This window comes from Streptomyces niveus, assembly GCF_001723055.1.
GTDB classification, from domain to species: Bacteria; Actinomycetota; Actinomycetes; order Streptomycetales; family Streptomycetaceae; genus Streptomyces; species Streptomyces niveus.
On sequence record NZ_MDCR01000315.1, the window covers coordinates 1 to 4,461 of the forward strand.

At 67.2% G+C, this 4,461-nt stretch carries 6 protein-coding genes and 1 pseudogene; 5 read left to right on the forward strand and 2 right to left on the reverse strand.

Annotated elements, in window-relative coordinates; translation table 11 throughout:
* The 5 genes and pseudogenes from BHU15_RS30035 to BHU15_RS30050 form a co-directional block, all read left to right on the forward strand.
* Positions 1-235: pyridoxamine 5'-phosphate oxidase family protein (locus tag BHU15_RS30035; protein ID WP_141726907.1), on the forward strand; the 235-nt coding region annotated here is incomplete at its 5' end.
* Positions 236-467: 232 nt separating this feature from the next.
* Positions 468-1,046, forward strand: a pseudogene (locus tag BHU15_RS30040) (amino acid permease); the annotation flags it as partial.
* Positions 1,047-1,068: 22 nt separating this feature from the next.
* A complete protein-coding gene (locus BHU15_RS39825; protein WP_141726908.1) occupies positions 1,069-1,251 on the forward strand; it encodes a hypothetical protein in 183 nt (60 codons plus the stop codon).
* 136 nt (positions 1,252-1,387) lie between these two features.
* Positions 1,388-2,035: a hypothetical protein gene (locus BHU15_RS30045; protein WP_069630037.1), complete on the forward strand. Its 648-nt coding sequence runs from the start codon at positions 1,388-1,390 to the stop codon at positions 2,033-2,035.
* The gene (locus BHU15_RS30050; RefSeq protein ID WP_069630038.1) at positions 2,032-2,586 is read left to right on the forward strand and encodes a hypothetical protein; all 555 of its coding nucleotides are present in this window, start codon (positions 2,032-2,034) and stop codon (positions 2,584-2,586) included. Before BHU15_RS30045 ends, BHU15_RS30050 begins: the two co-directional genes overlap by 4 nt.
* Before the next feature lie 235 nt (positions 2,587-2,821).
* Here BHU15_RS30050 and BHU15_RS30055 read toward each other — a convergent pair whose 3' ends face one another.
* Both BHU15_RS30055 and BHU15_RS30060 read right to left on the reverse strand, forming a co-directional pair.
* Complete coding sequence (locus BHU15_RS30055; RefSeq protein ID WP_069630039.1) at positions 2,822-3,133, reverse strand: WhiB family transcriptional regulator; 312 nt, start codon at positions 3,131-3,133, stop codon at positions 2,822-2,824.
* 231 nt (positions 3,134-3,364) lie between these two features.
* On the reverse strand, positions 3,365-4,461 hold a 1,097-nt coding region (locus BHU15_RS30060), incomplete at its 5' end, for an SPDY domain-containing protein (RefSeq protein WP_141726909.1).

The window sequence follows — 4,461 nt, forward strand, 5'->3', positions numbered from 1 at the left end:
CGGCGCGGTCGGCGCGGGCACCCCACTCGCCTTCGAGGCCGACCACCTGGACGAGGAGCGGATGCGCGGCTGGAGCGTACTGCTGACGGGAACGGCCGAGCACATCACCGACCCCACGACCACGGACACCCTCACGAACCGGTCGGGATCACGCCCCTGGGCGGGCGGGTCGCGGCCCCTGTGGATCCGGCTGCTGCCGGACGAGATCACCGGCCGGCTCATCGACATCCCCTGAACGTGACGCACACCTGGGTAATAGACCAGCCACCAGCGAGGCCGCCGCTCAGGCCGTACACGGCCGACTTCACAGTGCCCAGCACGCTCACCGTGTCCTCCCCGCACCTCGCGAACTCGACGCCTTCACGAACTCTTGGATGTCCTGGCTCCGGCCGGACACCTCGCTCCGTTACGGTGCGCCGGATCGTACGACAGGGCACTCGGCTGCGGGCTGCCGCGAAGAGTAGGCGATGACGGCGGTGGGGACCGCGGCCGGCGGCGGCGAGTTGAAGCGGCGCCTGGGGATGCCCGACGCGGTGGTGATCGGTCTGGGGTCGATGATCGGGGCGGGCGTCTTCGCCGCGCTCGCTCCGGCGGCCCGTGCCGCCGGGTCCGGGCTGCTGCTCGGGCTGGCTCTCGCGGCTGTCGTCGCGTACTGCAACGCGACGTCCTCGGCGCGGCTCGCCGCCCGCTACCCGGCCTCCGGCGGCACCTACGTCTACGGCCGCGAACGCCTCGGCGAATTCTGGGGTTACCTGGCGGGCTGGGCGTTCATCGTCGGCAAGACCGCCTCGTGCGCGGCCATGGCTTTGACCGTGGGCACCTACGCCTGGCCGGGTGAGGCCCACGCCGTCGCCGTCGCCGTGGTGGCGCTGACCGCGCTCAACTGCACCGGTGTGGAGAAGAACGCCCGGCTGACCCGCGTCGTCGTCGCCGTCGTCCTGGCCGTCCTCGCCGCGGTGGTCACCACCTGCCTCACCGGCGGGACCGCCGAGGTCGCCCGGCTGGACCTCGGCGCGGACACCTCCGCGAGCGGCGTCCTCCAGGCCGATCGAGGCGATCTTGGCGCTCGTGTCGAAGGCGATCAAAGCCCTTGAGAAACCCATGAACCTCGACCCGCAGCAGATCGTGCAGATCCTGCCGCCCGATCAGCTTGCGGTATTGAACCGGCTTTGCGGCTCCGTGTCGCACTGGCATGAACTTCTGCTCGCCGCCGAGCGGGCAGAAGCCCAAAAGAATGGAGAAGCGGCATGACTTACCACCTCATCACTCACGAGGGTTCCACCCCCGTGGGGCCGTCGGACTATGAGCGTGAGGACCAGGAAGTGGCACGCGCCCTGTTTCTCGACGTGCATGATGCCTTTTCCCGAGTCCCAACAACCAGGTCGGCGTGGTGGACTACCTGAAAAGGAAGCAGCCGAGAATCGGCCCGGAGGACGCCCCCTACGCCAGCGTCGAACAGGTGCGCTACCTGACTTCTCTGTACCGTTCGTTCAAGTCAGCCTACGCGGCGCACGCCCGTGACCAGCAGGGTCCCAAGCTCCCGCCGCACAAGGTCAAGCAGCCCGAGCCGCTGCCGGAGAAGCTCGTCCCCGGTCAGCGCGTGGAGATGGCTGATCCCGAGACAGGCGAACTCAAGACCGTCATCGTTCCCGAGCCGGCCAAGCCCGACGACGAGCCGAAGACCGATCTCATCGCGGTGGGCCTGAATGCCGCCCGCACGTACTGCTTCGACCAGCTTCAGCGCTATGAGCGACAGCTGGTGACGCTGGAGAACGACACCGACATCGTGGAGGAGGCCAAACGCAAGGCGAAGGAACACAGGGACACGATCAGGTCGATCAACCGGGATGCCGTGCAGCTCCGCAGTTTCTACGACGTCCTCGAACTTGTGGCCCGGAGCAAGGTACGGCACCCCGAGGGCACCAGTGTGGAGGCCATCGTGGCTGCGGAGAAGATCAGCCTGACCGACCACGCCCTGAACCGGAAGAAGCTGCGCGAGTTCCTGGAGCGCTTCGGTTTTGGGACAGCCGCGTGATCGCCTCCCCGCCGTTCGCTCTGGTCCGCACGCCGGTGCGGACCGCTGCCGAACGACGTCAGTGGACGCTGTGCTATCAGCGGGTCGTCGGCAGCGCTCGCTCCGAGATCCGTATGCATGGCGGTAGTCGGCGCCTGGATGCACTGGCCTGTGACGGCACCAAGTGTGAGTTTCAGCAGGCAAAAGAGAGCGTGCCCAACACGCACGGCAAGGAGCTTGCGCACGCCTCGGGCTTGATGTGGATCTTCTGCGTCATCAACCAGCACGCCAGGGGCGACCTGCTGGTGACCTCACGCCAGGGGGCCCGGGTCACCTATGAATGGAGGAAGCCCTGGCAATTGATCGGCTCTTGTAACGGCAGGGTCCTGCTCGACCTCGGCCACAGCGAACAGGTCGGTGACCATGTCCTGCTGGAGATCGACCACTTCGAAAGCCGACAGGGGCGAGCCACTGGCACCGGTGTACTGCGCGACGCCCAGGAGTTCTGCTACTGGATGAGGGATGGCAGTCCCTTGCTCCCGTACAACTGGGCGCCGCGCCGCGCGGCCTGAGAACCCCGCAGGTACATCCGTCCGGCAGTCGCGGTACTGCGGCTGCCGGACTTCCAGGCCAGACTCAACCCATATCATGGTCCGTACGCGACGACCGTCGGATTCCTACGCCCACACAACCCCGGGCCGAACTGTTGAGGGCGCGGGTGTGTTCTCTCCCGATGGCCGTAACTACCCGCCTGTGAAAGCCGTTGGGGCATGCGGAGCTGTTGCGGTGTCTTCACGCGGTCCTGGTCTAGGCGGTTTGCCGATGGTCGCTGTCGTCGTCGATCTGTTCATGAGTATTGCGGGCGGTTTCAAGCAGGCGTCGCCATGATGTGACGCTTGGCCGTCGTCGGAGCAGCGCGCGGCGTTCCCGTTCAGTCATGCCGCCCCAGATCCCGAATTCCTCACGGTTGTCGAGTGCGTAGGCCAGGCATTCGGTACACACCTTGCAGCCCAGGCAGACGGACTTGACCCGGTTCTGCTCCTGGCCCTGTACGAACAGGGTGTCGGGGGCGATGGTCCGGCAGGCTCCTTGTTCGCTCCAGCTCGAAGGCGCGTTCACAGCGTTTCCTTCCTCGGGGGAGTTCGACGCTACAAAACGTTCTATCGATGTAACAGACCGCACTGCGGGAGTCACTCGTTCGGGTGGCGGTCGCAGGAGTGGACCGAGTCGAGCCTCAACAGCCCGCATTCTTCCGGCTTTTGAGCGTACGGCTTGCCGCCGCAGGATGGCTCGGCTCGCTGTGCGACGCCGAGTTCGGCGCTACAGCACGTCTTCTTCTCCGCTTTGCTCTCACCTGCTTCGTGCGGGACTTCCCAACGTTAGTGGCGTTGGCGTGACGGGTGTCGCGGTGCGGATGGCTTCGTGTCCGCGGGGGATCTTCGGTGCCCGTCGAGCGGTTTGCGCGGAGTGGGTGGTGGCGAGTTCGTAGGTGAGGTCCTGGAGTACGGCGGCCGGGGTGTGGCGGGAGAGTTCGATGGTCCAGGCGGGCTGTTCGGCGCTCTTGCCGCCCCAGAGGGTCCAGGCGGGTTCGGAGTGGGCGGTGGTTGTGCCGACGGCGGCGGCGACGTCGAGGCGGAGGCCGGTTTCGCCGTTGGGTGCGGGCCAGTTGATGTGGTGTCCGTTGATGGTCTGGGTCCAGCCGAATTCTGTGAGCGGGCGGGTGACCGTGGTCAGGGTGCGTTCGGTGAGGGGCGGGCTGGTCCGTTCGGTCCGTGCGGTGTCGGTGTCGAGGCTCTTGAGGAGGGTTTCGATCATGTCGGTGGGTGTGGCGGCGGTGGCGGTGGCGTGCCAGGTGCGGTCCCCGACGGGGGACTGGTAGGAGGCGATGGTCCAGGCGATGTCGTGGCCGCGGGCTTCGCGGTCGAACTCGGCGCGCAGGGTGAGGGATTCGTGGTTGGCGACGGAGGTGTCGTCGGACCATGTTCGGTACTTTTCCCACTCGCCGTTGTCCTCGATGAACGAGTCGAGGAGGGCCTCGTGGGCGCCGGGGCCGGGCGCGTCGGCGGGCGCGGTGCCCGCTCCTGTGCTGGGGGGTTCGGGCGCCGTGGTCGGTGTGCCGGGTGAGGTCCGGGCGTCGGCGGTGTCGCGTTCGGTGTCGGTCATCGGGGCGGGGCCGGGGCGCGTGGTGTCGGCGTGCATGTCCTCGAAGGCGGTCAGGGCGTGTGCGGGGGAGTCGAAGGAGTTCGCGATCTGCCGCAGGTGGTTCTCGCCGTGGAGGTAGACGCTCTTGCCGGTGTCGAGGTAGGTCCCGACCGCGACGGTGGTGTGGGCGTCCTGGGCGTGGGCGTGGATGAGGAGGCGCCCGTGGCGGATGTCGTCGTGGATCTTCTGGGCTGCGCCGGAGACCTCGCGGATTTCAGCGCGACTGCACCAGGGCATGGGGTAGT